This window comes from Chryseobacterium aahli (assembly GCF_022699665.1).
Lineage (GTDB): Bacteria > Bacteroidota > Bacteroidia > Flavobacteriales > Weeksellaceae > Chryseobacterium > Chryseobacterium aahli.
Genome location: NZ_JALDNB010000007.1, coordinates 279,847 through 295,959, shown reverse-complemented (window position 1 = coordinate 295,959; position 16,113 = coordinate 279,847). Strand labels below are relative to the sequence as shown.

The 16,113-nt window shown below is 33.6% G+C and carries 11 protein-coding genes; 1 reads left to right on the top strand and 10 read right to left on the bottom strand.

Annotated elements, in window-relative coordinates:
* Positions 1-94: 94 nt before the first annotated feature.
* The 8 genes from MQX03_RS12985 to MQX03_RS12950 form a co-directional block, all read right to left on the bottom strand.
* The gene (locus MQX03_RS12985) at positions 95-232 is read right to left on the bottom strand and encodes a hypothetical protein (RefSeq protein WP_317224584.1); all 138 of its coding nucleotides are present in this window, start codon (positions 230-232) and stop codon (positions 95-97) included.
* A 109-nt stretch (positions 233-341) separates the two neighbouring features.
* Complete coding sequence (locus MQX03_RS12980) at positions 342-746, bottom strand: hypothetical protein (protein WP_242803588.1); 405 nt, start codon at positions 744-746, stop codon at positions 342-344.
* 11 nt (positions 747-757) lie between these two features.
* The gene (locus MQX03_RS12975; RefSeq protein WP_242803586.1) at positions 758-3,397 is read right to left on the bottom strand and encodes a hypothetical protein; all 2,640 of its coding nucleotides are present in this window, start codon (positions 3,395-3,397) and stop codon (positions 758-760) included.
* 120 nt (positions 3,398-3,517) lie between these two features.
* Positions 3,518-7,603, bottom strand: a complete 4,086-nt coding sequence (locus tag MQX03_RS12970; protein WP_242803583.1) for a hypothetical protein — start codon at positions 7,601-7,603, stop codon at positions 3,518-3,520.
* 199 nt (positions 7,604-7,802) lie between these two features.
* Positions 7,803-10,184 (bottom strand): hypothetical protein, encoded by a 2,382-nt coding sequence (locus MQX03_RS12965; RefSeq protein WP_242803582.1) that lies wholly within the window; start codon positions 10,182-10,184, stop codon positions 7,803-7,805.
* 301 nt (positions 10,185-10,485) lie between these two features.
* On the bottom strand, positions 10,486-10,674 hold the full coding sequence (locus tag MQX03_RS12960) for a hypothetical protein (RefSeq protein WP_242803581.1): 189 nt from the start codon (positions 10,672-10,674) through the stop codon (positions 10,486-10,488).
* Between the two features lie 232 nt (positions 10,675-10,906).
* Positions 10,907-11,944 carry a patatin-like phospholipase family protein gene (locus MQX03_RS12955; RefSeq protein ID WP_242803579.1) on the bottom strand — a complete coding sequence of 346 codons (1,038 nt, stop codon included), beginning with the start codon at positions 11,942-11,944 and terminating at the stop codon, positions 10,907-10,909.
* 79 nt (positions 11,945-12,023) lie between these two features.
* Positions 12,024-12,530 carry a M15 family metallopeptidase gene (locus MQX03_RS12950; RefSeq protein ID WP_242803574.1) on the bottom strand — a complete coding sequence of 169 codons (507 nt, stop codon included), beginning with the start codon at positions 12,528-12,530 and terminating at the stop codon, positions 12,024-12,026.
* 266 nt (positions 12,531-12,796) lie between these two features.
* Between MQX03_RS12950 and MQX03_RS12945 the strand changes: the two genes are divergently transcribed.
* Positions 12,797-14,071: a Y-family DNA polymerase gene (locus MQX03_RS12945; RefSeq protein ID WP_242803571.1), complete on the top strand. Its 1,275-nt coding sequence runs from the start codon at positions 12,797-12,799 to the stop codon at positions 14,069-14,071.
* Positions 14,072-14,144: 73 nt separating this feature from the next.
* On the opposite strand, the gene MQX03_RS12940 is transcribed toward MQX03_RS12945, so the two are convergent.
* On the bottom strand, positions 14,145-14,759 hold the full coding sequence (locus tag MQX03_RS12940; protein WP_242803570.1) for a YdeI/OmpD-associated family protein: 615 nt from the start codon (positions 14,757-14,759) through the stop codon (positions 14,145-14,147).
* Between the two features lie 163 nt (positions 14,760-14,922).
* Entirely contained in the window at positions 14,923-16,056 is a 1,134-nt protein-coding gene (locus MQX03_RS12935; RefSeq protein WP_242803569.1) for a serine hydrolase domain-containing protein, read from the bottom strand.
* Positions 16,057-16,113: the final 57 nt, after the last annotated feature.

The following is a 16,113-nucleotide window of genomic DNA, read 5'->3' as shown; positions in this document are numbered from 1 at the left end:
AAAGTGTAAAATTATAAGCCGTGCATTTGCTGTTATTGCAAGAAATGAAGCTTTTGTAAATACTTACAAATTTGCATCATAATTTTAACTGATTTTATTTGGTTTTTATCATAGAATGCGGGAGCGGTGCATCTTTGTATTCATTTCGGATAAAAACGTCCAGCCAGCCTACAACTGCAAAACTTATGAAGTATAATCCTTCGGGATTGTGGTATTTGTAATTTCTACTCATCAATGTATGTTTTAACTAAAGATAGAAATTTTTTGAGAAATTTTTTAAAATAAAAGCCACACGAAAGGATTCGTGCGGCAGCGGGGGTATAAAGTTTGAACAAATTCATTTATTTCTTAGGATTGCCTATGTTTATTTTCATTGTTAATTCATATCCTTCATTTATTAATTTTCTCATTTTGTTAACTTCCTCTAATGATAAATCTGTATTATGTAAAATTCTATCATCTTCCAATAAAAAAAAATGATTTAATTCAAGACAATTTTTAAAAAGTTTTTTATATCCTTCAATCATTTCATAGTCTTTTAATAAATAGAAATCTTTATTAGTTATTTTTCCCTTATTTGCCATTGTAGGAGATGTGTAAATTATCTTCTGCCAAAACAAAAGATCCTCAACTAAAATGTTCAATTTTTCTTTTCCCAGAATTTCTAATGATTTTTTTAAGAATTTAATTGGTTTTTCATTATTATCATAATTGATAAGTTCTGATATTATTGCGAAATTTTTCATAAATTATTTTATTATAAATGTTTAGGATACTCAATTTTAACATGCTTTTCTATATCTTGTATAGATTCATATTCAGGCTTAATTCTTATTTTTAGTTGCCAATCCCTCTCGTGTGAATAAGCTCTAATTTCTTGCTCCCAATTATTTCCAATAATTCCGTCAATTTCTTTCTTTGCTTTACCATCTTTCAACATTTTTTTCTTAAGTATATTGTCAATAACATGAGAGCCTTCGTGAACTATTTCTGTCAAAAAGTCATCAACAGAAGCTGATGATCGATAAAAAGTTTTTCCTCCCAATGTGGCTGCTTTAGAATTAAAAATTTGCTCATCGGTCAATACGTTGTCATAATCATAATCACGTAATAAATCTTCAAAATCTGCATCATCTAAAAATTCATACTGCATCTTATTCGTTCTTAAAAGTTCTGCAACATCATCACCATGCTTTGTATATCCTTGTAAAGCATCAATAAGTTCATTTTTTGTTAGTTTTAATAAGGAAATATTTTCCCATTTTTTACAAAATTCTTTATACTTTTTATCAACCTTCCTTTTAATTTTTTCTTTTTCTATATGCCCTTCTAATTCATCTACGATTCCATCCTTCTCTTCTTTTTTAAGCTTACGTCTTACTCCATTTTCTTCAACTATAACTTCATCCAACTGCTTTTCCAGCTTAGTAAGATTCTCTTCAGTTCCAACAAGTTTAACAGCGGAACGTTTCAATCCATTTCTAATAGCAATCGTAAGTTCTCCACTCAAAGATAACATTTCTATCCAAAATAAATACTCACAAAAAGCTTGTCCGAGAGCAGAATCTTCTGCGTTGGCTAATTTTAAAATAATATTGGCTACAGAGCTTGTGATTGCTGAAGCAGCACCTATTCCACGTGCTACTGCTAAAGTAGTGATGACTTCTGCGGCTGCTAAACCCGAAAGCGTACCATAGCTTAATGCAATTACTCCGATGTCAAGTGCATATTCTCCAGATTTTATCACATTATTCCAAAACTGTTGATTAGAATTGGCAAACAGCATAAACGCTGGAACAATTGCATCTAGTTTTATCGCCGTTTCCTGATTCTGATTGTCTTCATCTGCATTTTTTATTTTTACAGGATAGAAGGGATGATAATAGTAATATTCAATAATTTCTTCATCGTCCTGATAAATTACAGCTTTTGGGTGCGCTTTCGTGACTTTTTTAGTTTTTCCTGTTTCAAATTTAAATCGCAAGAATCTTTCTTTTTTATCATGGGGACTGTTCTCAAAACTTGCCGAAACATTACTAAAAAAGAAACCGGCTATTTTTTCAGAGTGATAAGGCAAAAGTTTAGGTCCATTAATAGAAGCAAATTCAGGATTGGTTTCTGAACTGTAATCTACAAAACGTGTTTTTCGCCATGCATTATTGACTATTTTTGCAAATTCTATGAAATTATTCCCATGTATTCTTTCATAAAAGAATTCCAAAAGCATTTGCGAATTTTCTGTACCAACCTTTTTAATTAGCCTCTCGATGAGTTTTACAGCATTGTTTTCTGTGGATGCTAATACTTGCAATATTTTAAGGAAAATATCTTCTTCTTTAGAATAAGGCTTATTTGTAAAACTGTCATTAGCAATTGCTTTCTCGAAAAATGTCCATAAGAATCCTTCCGGAAGCATATAGAATAGACTTTCTGGCAAATAATATAAAGCCTGCAATGCATCATAATATGAAAATGTAGATTTGCTTTCTAAATTTCTTATTAGAGGAAGGACAATAATTTCATAATATTGCTTAAGAAAAATCGATCTTTTTCCCTTAGTAAAATTATCTGTCTGGCTAAAAATGGTGTCATTAAGATAAGACATGAAAGCCCCCAAACTGTTGAACGTTAATGTGACTACAGGAATATTTTCATCAGAAAAGTTATTTCTATTGAGATAAAAAGGAACAAACTTTCTGTCATCTTTTTTGTATAAATTATAGTGAGCAAAGTATTTCCCCATTGATTCCTTTATGATAGGAATGATATCAATAATTTGCGTTATTCTTATTTGTGTAACCGTAACATCGGTATCTGAGACATGCTTTGCAAAAGGATCTCCTTCAGGATCATTATTAGGAATAAAAAAACTTACAAAATCATATACCCAAGTTTTGTGAGTATTATAACTGTAACTCAAAGTTTCTTGATGACTGAAATCTTCAAAAAAATCAGAATGTGGGTCATATCGAATACTTTCAGGAAAAATCTGTACATTTTTTATCGAAATTATATCAATAGCAACACAATTCTTTACAATGTCATAAAAATAAGCTTCGGGAGGAAAATCTTCTAAAGAAACAGTATAAAGGTCTGTAGAGATAACGTTTGTATTAACTTGTTCTGTGTCTATATTAAAATAAGTTCCAGCATTTGTTTTTACATAAAATTCTTTTCCTGAAGGATTATTTAATATGAAAATCTCGGTTGTTGAAAAGAGCTGAAAAATATCTCTCAGAAGTTTTAATCCATTATACTCTTGAGTATTTACTTCATAATTTTCTTTTGTTTCTAATATTGTTAAAGTTATCTTATTACTTTCAGAATATAGTTTTTCTGCTTCTTCATATCTTCGATTCAGCCTGAAAAATTCAACAATATTTTTAAAATCACTCATGTTTCTTCGTTTTTAGTTGTTAAACAATTTATTAATTTCATGATGGTTATAAGGCAACACAATAAAGTGCTGCCCAATAACCTCGGGTTTTGCCCGATTCATGATTAAATTTTTAAAGGATTACACTAAAAATTTAGAAATCGGAGCCTGATTTTCATACTCGTCAGGTGGTAAAGGCTGCAAATTTTTGTCTAAAATTTTCTCTTCTCCAAAACTTTTTTTAGGTAATGTAACTTTAAGATAAGTTTCTGCATCCGTAGTGAAGACAAAATGCTTTTCAGGTTCTGCTTTTACATCAGCAAAATCAAAGTTTTTAATCAGCCTTACATTTACTTTAAAGGTAATGCCATTTTCTCCTGTAGGGTAAGCTTCCACACCTTCAATCTGTGATACTTCTTCGGCAATACGTTTGTAGAGTTTTATTGAAGCATCCATTTTGTCAAGCTCATCTCCGACTTCTATTGTATTCCCTAAACATTTGTATGTTTTAGGATAAACACCAGCATCACTAAAATCCTGAATTCGGGTAAATGAAATATCATCCATCTCATTATAGCTGATTTCAATCCATTTATCTGAAGACTGACCAATCTGGTTGTTATTGAGTGCAAAGTTACTCTCGCACATTTCACCCAACTGATCGTCAAATTTCACTCCCGGTTCGCAGTTGCAAGGCAAAGCTTTTTCAACTCTTAGACCGATAGAATCTGCCTGAAGAATGGTTAAAGCTGTTGGGATTTTCTCTCTCCACGGTTCGCCTTGTTTTTTGCCTAATGCAGAACGCATTTCGTCTACGATAGATAGGAACATTGGGTCGTCGATTACAGGAACTTCACCGCCGTTCCAGATTTGTCCGGTTGCAAGGAAGTGTCTTACGGCTTCTTCAAATCCCGGTCTTACGGTAACAATTACTCTTGCCATACCAGATTGCATAAATGCTCTGAAAGTAGGATCGTTGTCATCAAATTGATACATGTCTGACCATCTGTCTCTTTTACCCCAGTAATAAGGATAGAAATAGTAGCTCATAATATCCCACTCAAAAGCCTGTTCCATGAATTTCACAAAAGCGGCATATTGATCTAAACCTGAATCTAATTTAATTTCGGTATTAGTAAAGCTTTCGGTTGCATTATCGGTTTGATAATATTTGTTTTTACCAAACGTCAAGGCAGCTCCAGGATTCTGATCAATCATGTATGAAATACAGTTTTTTCTTAATACTGTATTTTCAATTTTTCTGTAGAAACCTGGGTTTGATCCTTTGATTTGTACGCCTAATGCTTTTGCTTCTGATAGAGCTTGGTTGTATCTGTCCATTTCAGCGTTGTATGCTTCGATGATTTTGTTGAAGGTTGATTGTAACCAAGCATTTTTAGCTTCAAGGGTTAGATTACATAAAATGTCTAAACTTCCTTCTATGATTGGACTTTCACCCGTAGCAAATGAGAATGCTAATTTATTTTTAACATTTAAACCGTTTAAGATTCCATTTTGTTGTGTTGAATTAATGGATGTAATCCAAGGTAAGGGTCTTCCAGCTATCGTTATGAATGCTTGATGAGAGCCTTGAAAACCATGTGGGTACGTATTAAAAGTATAAGTTACCTGATTAGCTATATAACCTTCAGGAATTTCTACTTCTCCAGAACCATTAGCCACCTGTATTTTACCGTCATCATGGCCTGCATGAGAAGAGTCTCTTTCGTGGAAAGATTTATTTATGTTAAATGTTGACATAGGAAATTCATCTATTTCAACATTATATTTGCTTAACCAAAACTTTAGCTTAGTATCATCATTTAAAGAAGAAAAATTATCTAATTTGTGAGTAGCAGACTCTCTTGGGTCAACAGGTTTCACTAATTTTTCAGAAGCATCAATCATTTTCACTCCCAGAGTATGAAGCTTAGCAGGCTCAGGAATCATAAACTCAAACATCATGCGTTTACCGTAATTGTAGATTTGGTTTTTTACCACCTTATCTACCCATCTGTAAACTCCTACTACATGATTGCTTCCTTTGGTATTATCGAAACCATGCTTGTTGTTTTCTTCGTATTCTTCTAAAACTTTGTCAATACGTTCTTCTTTTACTTTGGTTACAATTCTGTCTAAAGCTCTTGCTGTAATGTCTTTTGCTTCTGTAACGGCTTGTCGTGTGCTTTCTTCTTTAGAATTATGAGTGGCATAACTAGCATTGGCACTTGCCCCAAAAGAGGCTTTTCCTATTCCCCAACTTGCCGTAACTCCAGCTTGTGCTGCGAAATCTTTAGATTCCTGTAAGATTTTAGAAATCTCACTTTGCATCTCATGTCTTTCGGTAGAAGTTGTATCGGTCAGTTTTTCTTTTTCAGATTCTGAAGATTTTGTAGTTTGAGACTCGCTTCTTTTTAATCGTCTTGTAGAACGCTCTTTATATTCGCGGGCCATGATGTTTTCGATGTGGGCAACATCTCCTTCTACATAGCAATAGGTACTTTGCTCTACTTTTAGATAATCTGCAATCCCGATGTTTTTCATACCAAATCCTGAAGGGATGAAAGAAGATGTTTCAGGGTTTTGTATTGGCGTTTCGGGTGTTCCCGGATTCTCCGGTGTTCCTGGTTTTGGTGGGTCTACAGGCATACATCCATCGGCACCTCTGAAATGATATTGTTTAGTCATTCTATCCAAATCATTCGGGTCTATCTCTAATGTGACATTTATATTATAAATATTGCCATCACTTAGTTTTATTTCTCCTTTTAAAATAAATAGTTCCACTCTGTAAGTTTCGGATGTAGGAATTTTAGGCGAGTCAAACAATAAATAAGACCCTCCACCTAGCGTAGATAAGCTTGTTGATGAGAGATTTACGCCATTTAATTCTATCTTATAGTTTGCAGATACTATTTGCAGATTGCTATTTAAAGATAAAAGTAAACTCCATTCGGTTGCACTACGAGCATAGGTTTTTATGCTATAAGGAATATAGCTTGAAGTAGAAGAATTATTATTCACAGGAATTACAACACCTCCAACATTTGTAGAAACCTGTTGATTAAGAACCGTATTGTTTAAAACTGTTTGCTGTAAAGATTGATTATTCTGATTGATATTTTGGCTCAGCTCATCAAATGAAGAAATACCTGATAATGCTTCCTTAAGGCTTGGTGCCCCGAATAGTTTGAGCAATGTGCTTTGATCATTCGCACTCATTGTTTTGCTCATTGCCTCAGCGCTGATTTCCGGCGTTTCAAATTTGAAATCAAATTCAGGAATTTCTACTTCAGGAGTGGTAATCTGCATGATTTCTTCCTTGATGCGGTGAAGCTCCATATCCAGTTCACTATTTGCATAGAACTTTTCAGGGTCAGCTATGCTAAGCTGAGTGAGATAATTGATTCTGTTTTCTAAAATTTGTTTTTTTCTGTCAGCTTCAGAAGCTTCTCTTTGTGAGCTCTTTAAAAGTGGTTTTACAGTTTGCTGATATTCGTTATAAGCTTCTTGGTAGGCTACATCGTATTGCTTTTTAAAAGTTTTTTCTAATTTAGAAAGAGAGTCTTTTAAATCCTGATTTTCTTTCAGGTTAAGAGTTGCTTCCGCAAATTTCATCGATTTATTATCGTAAGTAGTCCTCTGGGCTATCGAAGAACCTGTAGTGTTGAAATCGGTTTGAGAAACTTTAAATAATTCTTTAGGCAAAACGACTTTAGCCTTTTTCATATCTTCAAAAGCCTCTTCAGATTGATCATACTCTTTAAGAATATGGGCTAAATGCAGATATTGCATAATCAGTTCTTTTGCGTAAAAGTCTTTTTGGGTTACTACCTGATAAACGAGATTATCCCATAGAACATGATCAACGTTGAAAGCTCCCAATGTTTTACAAAGCGCAATCTGTTTGTCAAATTCTTCTTTTGTGGCAGTAGATTTATTTCTTGCAACCCAAACCGCAAAATCATAAAAATTAGGGTAAAGGGCTTTTAAAGAATCTTCGGAATGTACTGTAAAACCAGTAATAGATGCTGGATTTCTAAATACTGATTGTAAAGTAGTTGTAGAGTTTACCAAAGAATCAATTGCACTTGTACTTTTTGCCTGTTGGCTTCTGAAGATAAATCTTCTGTTTTTATTTTTCGGATCTGATAGTTCCGGGTTTCTCATTGCTGCAAATCTGAATAGTGTTTGCGAAGAGTTGTTTGTGTTTAAATTTGTTGACATTTTAAAATTGTTTTGGTTTTTAAGATTAAAATTTGATAAATTCTTTTTAGGAATATTTGTATGTAATATTATTTAAGTGGTTTCAGTCTACAGAACATCCACTCTGATTGTTAATCAGTGAAGTATTGATGAAAATTTTATGAATTAAAATATTAGAATTAAGTTGCGGCAGGACTTGCTGGGTAAACTTAGAATAAGATTAGCTTAAAATCTTAGCATTTCCATAAAAGCCTTTTTTGACCAATCTCTGCTGGCGAGTAATATAATACTCATTTGTTTCTTCGGAGCGTACTATGTCTACAATATTGCCATCTTTATGAACTTCTATATCAAAAGGAGCTGTATTGATTATTGTCATTTGCTTTCCGGGAGCTAAATCACTTTCAAGCTTTAGAAATTGTACAGGATATTGATCTGTAATAATAATTGTGTTTAGATTACTTCTAGCAGATATCGAATAATCGGGATCTATATGCTCTGACGCTAATTTGTTCAGGCTTTCTTCGACAAATGAATGAGTTGCGTAATCCTGTGACTCTACCCATGATTGGGTTGTAGCAGTGTTTGCTAAATTGTTCCAATTATCAATGTCGGTTTTTGAAAAATCACCTTCACTCCAAAGTTTATACCACGAGTTTGACCAATTATCATCAATGCCCTTTCTTATTTTGAGCATTGGTAAGCCAGAGCCGTTAATGCCTGTTTGGTTTGCAAAAGCTAATTGGTAGGAAGAGTCACCAGTTGATGCAGTAGTTCCATCATAAGGTGAATATGTCATTACCCCTGCATAATTACCAGCACCACCAATCTGACTTGCATTTGCAAAATCAAATCTTACCCTTTGTCCATTTTCGTTGGGTTTAGTATCATCCGGATTTCTTGAGCCATTGTCTCTACAAGCAACAAAATTATTGGTTATTTGTACAGAATTGCCGTTTGATAATGTTATTGCTTGACCGCCGTTACTTTCTACACCAACAGATAATGATTGGTTCGGGAAGTTTGCAGTAATCCAATTCTGAGTTGCCAAAAATACATAAGTGTCATCAATATGACGAAAATATGGTGCAAGATTTGAATTTCCTGAAGTAAAACCAACTCCTTGAACATTTTCTAAGTTTCTTGCATATCCTGCCGAACCAATACCACCCAATGCATTTGCATTGTCGGCAACCCTTGCGCTATCAACTCTTACACCATAAGTTCCTAGACCATTTCCACCAACCAAAGTTGGATAAGATGGTGACCACGGATTTTGAGCATCTTGGTTTGACACCGATGCACCCCAAGGTGTGATACCACTTGAAATATCGAAAATAGTGTGACCGTTCCCGTAATTTTTCCAAGCCAATTCGCCAATTACTTTTCTACCTGTTATTGTTGGGTTTCCTGTCCAATTATCCGAAGATGGTAATACAAAAGTAGCAGGATTGAAATCACTAGAATCCCAAAGTTTTCTAAATGGTGTTTCAGCACCACCGTACCAAGTTTTATAATAAATTCCGTGATTTGTTGATGTTGCACCAGCTAATGTAAAACCTAATTGCTTATGTTCATTAGAGTACCCGTTGAAGTTTGCAAAAGTACCTTCAATGGTTTTATTGGCTAAATCACCATCAAAATTACTTTTAGAATTACCCGTAGAAGTCCATTGTAAGCCATTTGGTTTTAATTCCGATTGGTTTGAAATACCATGACCTAAATTAATTTTATAATAATTTGCAGGATTGAAGTTTTTATCATGCCATATCCATCTTGGCTCATTCCAGACACCTATATCTCCTTGACGACTTCTAATGCCAATAGAGTCAGGTATGTTATAACTTGAAAATAATTCAGTTGAATATCCTTCAAAACCACTGAAATTAATTACTGAACCTGCAACATTTTTACCTGCCCAATTATAATCGAACCATGAAACATTTGTTCTGCCATCAGAACCATTATAGATTAAGCCTGTTTGATCTTTTTTATGGAATGCTGAGTTTACCCATTCCTGAGTTGATAACAGTTGCCCATTCGAATAAGCACCTGCTCCATTTACAAAAAACCAATTTCTTGCTGTATCATTATAAGGTTTAATAGCAAATCCTGTACTTACAGCGAAACCATCTAAATCATCAGCAAAGTTTGCAACATAATGTGCAACATCATTAGCTGTTTTAATATACATTCTTTGATTTGAACCAAGGGACATCCCGCCGTTGAACTGTTTATGACCTGTTATATCTTGTACAGTATCAACGGTCATCAGATTTTCATCAGAATTAATCTGAATATATTCTGAGCCGCTCCATCTGAATTGGGTGTTGTTACTCGTTACTAAATAGATTTTTCCCTTCTCGCCGGAGGCTGGTAAATTTTCAAAGGCATTAAATTCTAAAACATCGTCTACATAGCTTGGAAGTTGTGATGAAGGTACTTTTCCATCAATCAAATCAGCTTTCCTATTGAGGTGGTTTTCTACACTTTCCGGAAATTCTCGGTTCTTATGCCAGTAATCTTCCATGTAATTCCAAAACCAATCAGATTTGGCAATATCTTTATTAAAATCAGGATTAAATTTTTCTTTTTTTTCCATATTTTATTATTTTGTTAAGGTTTTTAAGATTAAAATTTTGAAGCCTCTTTTTATTAGAGCTCACTTCAGGTTTTTCAGCCTTGTTTTTTAGGGTGGTTTCCGGCAAAGGATATCCACCTTAATTTTTAATTAAAAGTCATTCGATAGTTAATTGATTGTTTTTGGGCGTATTTTTAGCTGTTCAACATTTGTGAATGGTGAATTCAAAGGTTTGTCAGAAAGCTTGAATTGATTGTTTTTTGTGTTTTATTTATACCTCAAAAGTAATATTGAGAAGCGACAAAACTTGACGTATTATTGATTAAATTTTGAAATTTTCATCAATAACAGCTTCTTCCAGAATATCATTTTCAAAATCTTCTCTAAAGAAATTTTCCATGTCACTTAGATAATTTTCGTAGTCGATATCTGTGCTTTCGATATCACTCCAGTTGATGGTGTAGACGTCTTCATTAAAAATTATATCAGAATTGTGATTTGGTGTTTCCATGTTTTGTGTTTTAAAAATTAAAGTGTTTTTCAAAAATTTTTTTGGCTGTTCAGCATGTAAGAATGATGAAGTCAAAAGCGTTTAAAGTTTTTATAATTTTATTTTTGTGTCTTGATTTGTACTACAAAAGTATGAGTGGAAGGCGACAGAACTTGACGTGTTTTTTTTATTAATCTAAATATTTAAAATATAACCTAAAAAACTTATATTAGCAGTTTATAAGGTAAATGGCTTATATTCTGTTTCTGATTAATTTCTGCACAATTTGATTCAAATTTTCTCTGTTATAGTCAATGTAACTTAATCCGGCTTGTATAAGGTTTTCAATATTCGATCTTCTCACATTATCCATCGCCGGAGAAGCATTTTTCAAAGACGGATTGATGCGGTAATAATTCTTCTGATTTCTCTGTCCTAAAGTCTGAAACATCTGGCAAAGCTGATAATCCACCGTTTCTGCATTGGCAGACATCAGAATATCGATAATCGGAGTTACCCAACCGATTTTTCCGGCTTTTTCCATTTTTTTAAATGAATAGCTTTTAAATTCTAACCCGGTTCCGATAGAAATAATAATCATATCATTTACTGTCGGATGATTGGCTTTCTGATGATTTTTCAAGACTTCTGCAAAAGGGATTTTTCTGGCTTCCGCATAAGCGCAAAGTGCCGGATTATTGGCAAACATTCCACCATCAATAAGGCTAAAAATCTGTCCGTACATCGATTTAATCTGAACCGGAGTGAAATAAGTCGGTGCCGCTGAAGTCGCTCTGCAAACATCTTTTACATAAAAATTATCTGTGCTTAAATTAGCTTTCCACGAATTAAATAATTTTGCTCTTCGGTTTTCTATGTCATAACTTGTTATTAAACATGGTTTTATCAATTCTTTTAATTCTAAATTTCCAAAAAAGTCATTCAGGTTTTTTTCTAAAGCTTCCTGAGAAATTTTTTCATTCAGCAATCCAAAAGGATTAACCAATTTTTCCCAAAAGGAAACCTGAAAAATATCGCCTCCTTTTTCAGAGTACAATTCCAAACCTTTCTGAATAGAATATTTAGCTCTTCGGTGTTCGTCGGGACACAAAATAATCGCTGCAATCAATGCTCCCGTGCTGCTTCCTGCAACCAGATCAAAATAGTCTCCAAGCTTTGCACTAGGTTTATCATGAATCTGAAGTTGCTCTTCTATGTAGCGTAAAATAATACAAGTAATGATGCCTCTTATTCCGCCTCCGTCTAAAGAAAGTAGGGTTGTTTTCTTCATTTTTCTACCGTTGTTTTGGTAGAGTAAAGGTAGGAGCGGGAAGCGACAGAACTTGACGTATTATATTAATGATGTTCAATTATTTTTCAAATATTACATATTCATCCTGATCTCTTTTAAGCTTAGAAAGTGCTCTCCAACTCGTTTTTATCAAACCTTTTTTAGTCGGAAAATTTTTCTTTTCAAAATGGGGAAGGTCTTTAAATGTTTTCCAGTTTCCACCCCAATCCCAGCCATGTTTTGCGAAAATTTTCACACATTCGTACCAATCGGCAACTTGATCATTGTCCCAATCTTTTGCGGTGTCCCAACTTGCCATTTTTCCGTCGATGATTAAACACATATCCACCGCCAAACCATAATTGTGAATACTTTGTCCGGCTTTAGCGTTGGTCACTTTTTTCCCTGAAGTAATTCTTCCAATGGCATATAATCTTTCCTGTTCTTCAAAACTTCGCAATCCTTGAGTGATTCTGATCTTTGCTTTTCCTGTGAGAGCTTCATCGCATTCTTTAATAATCTGTTTTACTTCCTCTCTCAAAAAAGGGTGTAGCTTTTCAATTCTTTGTAGCGTTACTTTATCCATGTTTTTAATTTCTTTGTAAAGCAAATGTAGATGGATGATACGCCAAAACTTGACGTATTGAAAATGGAAAAAGTTTGTTTTTTAAATAAAAGAATAACTTCTGTAAACACTGATTAATACATTGATGCGACAAAACCTGACGTGTTTTAAATTATTTAACTGATTGATTTTTAGTTAAATAATTGTGATGTTAAAAGTTTAATTAAACATAATATTCTGTTTTAAAAGTTATAGCTTTGTACTTTCAAACAGTCATTTTTAACATCATGTACGCTTTAGTAGATTGCAATAATTTTTTTGTTTCCTGTGAGAGAACGCTCGATCCGGAACTTGAAAACAAGCCTGTTGTTGTACTTTCCAACAACGACGGATGTGTTGTGTCTCGAAGTAAAGAAGCGAAAGATTTGGGAATTCCGATGGCGGCTCCTGCATTTAAGTATAAAGAACTTTTTAAAAAACATGATGTAAAAAGCTTCTCTGCAAAATTTGAATTGTATAATTTTAAAAGCCAGCAAGTGATTCAACTTGCGAGTTCTTACGTTTTAGAATACGAAACTTACAGCATTGATGAGTTATTTTTAAACCTCACAGGTTTTAAATATATCAGTGTTTACGATTATTGTCTTGAAATTCGTGAGAGAATTAAAAATGAAGTCAATATTCCTGTAAGCATCGGCATTGCTCCCACGAAAACCTTATGTAAAGTTGCAAACAGAATTGTAAAAGATTTTCCAGAGAAATTTAATGAAGGTGTTTATATTTTAGATACCCCCGAAAAAATTGAAAAAGCTTTAAAATGGCTCGACATCGGCGATGTTTGGGGAATAGGTCGAAGACTTAGCGCTAAAATGAATGACAATGGCGTTTATAAAGCTTGGGATTTACTTCAAAAACCAGAAATGTGGGTTCGAAAAGTTATGGGAATTCATGGCGTAAGAATGATTAATGAACTGAAAGGAATCCGTCAGCTGGAATTAGATGTTCCTTCCCCTAAAAAATCGATTGCCGTTACAAGAAGTTTCATGCAAATGTTAACAAAGAAAGATGAGGTAAAAGAGCGTGTGGAAACCTTCGGAATGTATTGCTCAGAAAGGCTGAGAAAACAAAATACCTGTTGCAAAATCATTACGGTTTTTGTACAGACCAATCGTTTTAGAAAAGATTTGCCGGAATATAGAAATGCAAGAACTCAAATTCTGCCCAATCCGACAAACTCATCAATCATTATTGGTAGAGTAGTGAATGAATTATTTGAATCTATTTTTGAGGAAGGATTTCATTATAAAAAAGCAGGAGTTATCGTCAATGATTTTGTGCCCGAAGATCAAAGATTGATTAATTTGTTTGAAGAAGACACGCAAAATCAGCATTTGCCTGTGATGAAAGCGATGGATGCGATGAATAAAAAATACGGAAAAGATAAAGTACGTTTGGGAAGCATGAGCGGAAAAAATACTTGGGGACGTGCACAAATATCACCGGAATATGAGGAGTTTTTAAAAAACAATACGCTTCCTGAAGCAAATTTCAGATTCCACTAAAAATTTAGTTTACAATTAAAATTGTCTTCAATCTTGTAAACATCCAGCTTCCATCATCTAACTTCTAGCCAAATCACTTCTTTTTCTCATATTTCCAATTCCGCCCTTTTCCTTCGACAATCCACTCCAAAGCTTGTTCCATTCTTTTATTTCTTGTAGTTTCTGTTTTGGCGTCAACAATCCAGTTAATATATTCTTTTCTAAATGATGGAGAAGCTTTTTCAAAAACTTCCAGAGCTTTTTTATTTTGGGTTAAAGCATTTTTAAAATATTCGGGAACTTCAATTGCTGTGCTTGAAGGTGGTGCTTTTTTCAGTTTCACGCCCATGTCGGTGAGTTCCATCGCTTCGAGAATAATCTTCTTAAGCTGAGGTTTTGAAGGAAGATCTTCGAGTTTGGTAATCTTGCCGAGACTGAACATATTCGTTTTTTCAACGTCAGTTTCCAGATTTTTTATCGTTTGCATTTCATCATGCAGCCAAAATCCCATGCTGCAATATTGCTTAAATGAAACCATCGAACAAAGAATTTTTTCTTTATACATAAATGTCGGAAATTTCCATTTGATAGTTTCTTCTGCATCAGGACAAAACTCATGCACAATCTCACGAATATAATGTAGAATCGGTTTTGCAAAATCCTGCGATTTCTCAATATATTCATCTACTAAAGGATTATATTTTTCCATAATTCAATTTAAAAATTGACATTTTAAAGATTTAGTTTTAAGAAATCTGAGTTAGTATTGAAATAAATAAAATCTTTAGACATTTCCTTAATTTTATCTTAACAACTTAATTGATCTTAATGGTTAAAAAAATATTTTCAACCTCAATCTTAGTTCTCAACCTTTAAGCAAAATGCTTTACCGTTTCATTCACCAAAAACTTCACTTGATCGGGTCTTCCTCTGTCAGTTTTGGGCAAATTATTATAACTTCCCGTTCTCACGATGACCATTTTGTGTTCCGGAATCATAATAATGTATTGTCCCTGAAGTCCAAGGAAATAATAATGCTTGATAGGATTGTCGTTATTAATCCAAAAGCCCATTCCGTAAATTTCATCAGATTTTTCGGTTGGCTTTCTCATTTGTTCAATGAAATCTAAATTTAAAATCTGTTCATCACCCACCTTTCCGTCATTGATAAACAGCTGTCCGAGTTTTGCAAAATCCCTTGAATTGGAATGAATACAGCAGTATGTTTTTTCCATTCCACTTTCATCAACACTCCAGTCGGCATTCTGTTCCATTCCCAAAGGAATCCAGAATTTTTCAGATAAATAACTTGACAGAGACTGATTGATTGCTTTTTTTATTGCAAACCCTAGAAGTTGTGTAGAACCGCTTTGATATTCAAATCTTTCGCCTGGTTTTTCTTTAAATTTTCTTGAAAATGTAGCTTTGATGAGACTTCTTCCATAATACGCTCTGGCATTCGGCAGAAAAGGATTTTTATAATTTTCATCCCAAATTAAGCCAGATTCCATTTGGGCAAGATGTTTTAAATTTAAATCTTTACCGAAAGGTTTCAATTTAAATTCATCATAAAACTCAGAGAAATTCTGATCTATATTTTTAATTTTTCCTTCTTCCAAAGCCTTACCATAAAGCATTACGGTAACGGCTTTTGCCATAGAAAAGGAATTGGTTTTCGAAAGTTCATTATAGACGTTCCAATATTGTTCGTGCAATAATTTTCCGTCTTTTATGACCAAAAATGATGCAGTATTTGAATGGATTAAATCGCCAACTATATTTTTAGGTAATTCTTTTTTATTATAATCAGGATGTTCATCCCAAAGAATAGGATTTGTTGTTTGAATGATATTTTTGGTGAAAAATTTCCCATCATCAATGTTCGCACTCGATTTTCCACGAAGATAGGTTTTAGAAATTCCGTTGAAGAGGTAAGCGTAGCCGAAAATATAGAATAAAATCACTATCATTACCAGAAATAGAGCAATATAAAAAAGAATAATCATAAGAATTTGGTCTTAAACAAATTTAGAATAATTTTAAAACCAAGCATCAAAAAAAGC